This is a genomic window from Paenibacillus sp. 01T422, from assembly GCF_056398785.1.
In genome coordinates this window covers 1-918 of the sequence record NZ_JBFTQB010001419.1, presented here as the reverse complement: position 1 = coordinate 918, position 918 = coordinate 1, and the positions used below count along the sequence as shown (strand labels likewise).

Here is a 918-nt window from a genome sequence, read left to right as displayed (position 1 = left end):
GAAAAATTCTCTTCTTCCTAGATACCCAAAACCGCCAAAGATAAAAGGCACCATTATGGCGGAAAACAAGCTAAACACTACTAACACAACAGTCTTTAAAATTGTACTTGTTACGATTGATCGAAAATTGAAAAATCGGAGAAACAAGTTTAATACATAGTAAATCGGAAGAGCAAAGAAGATAAAAAAGATAGTAATCCATGGGTAAAGTAGATCGACCTCACTTTTTTCAGGTATGGCAAGTAGATACATGGCTGCTTTGTAAAAAATAACTCCAGACAAGTAACTTACTCCAACAATTAACGTGTGTATTAGAAACCCTTTCATTGATAATAACTCCTTTCACCATAATCTTTTTTGTGATATTTTCAGTTTAAATACTTATAATTCCATAAATTCCATATTACAATAAAAGAGGTATTCAATGAAGTACTGGCAGTTTCTAATTAGAAAGTAGGGATAGTTATGAAGAAGATACTAGGAATTACATTTGTAGTTGCTGTGCTTGTTTGTCYAGTAGTAGGGACATTATTTATATTAAATAAATCTGATAATCCAACTAATAAATTTTTATTACCAAATGATTATACAGGATGGGTAGAGGTAACTTTCGACCAGCTAGATTCCACATCTTTAAAACATGAAGGAAATAATATTATTTTTGAAGTTCCTCCATCCGGAAAAATAAAGACTTTAAGTAAAAACGTAACGGGTCCTATGAGATTTTATTATGTTGATGAGAAGGGCACACAAAAAGAATTTCCTACTAATGTGGAAATGATTCATGGTGTCTCTACTACCTCCGGAACAATAGGAAAGACAGATGGTGAATCAGAAGAATTAAAAGAAAAACTTAGCTTTTATGTAGGTTCAAAAGAACAGTGGGATCAAGTAAGACCTTCCAAAGAACCATGAGTC

2 protein-coding genes are annotated in these 918 nt (G+C 32.4%); one reads left to right on the top strand and one right to left on the bottom strand.

What is annotated here, in order from left to right; genetic code table 11:
- The coding region (locus AC1DUA_RS39215) for a hypothetical protein (RefSeq protein ID WP_477504820.1) at positions 1-327 on the bottom strand (327 nt) is incomplete at its 3' end.
- 138 nt (positions 328-465) lie between these two features.
- Between AC1DUA_RS39215 and AC1DUA_RS39210 the strand changes: the two genes are divergently transcribed.
- Positions 466-915 carry a DUF6843 domain-containing protein gene (locus AC1DUA_RS39210; RefSeq protein ID WP_477504819.1) on the top strand — a complete coding sequence of 150 codons (450 nt, stop codon included), beginning with the start codon at positions 466-468 and terminating at the stop codon, positions 913-915.
- Positions 916-918 lie beyond the last annotated feature (3 nt).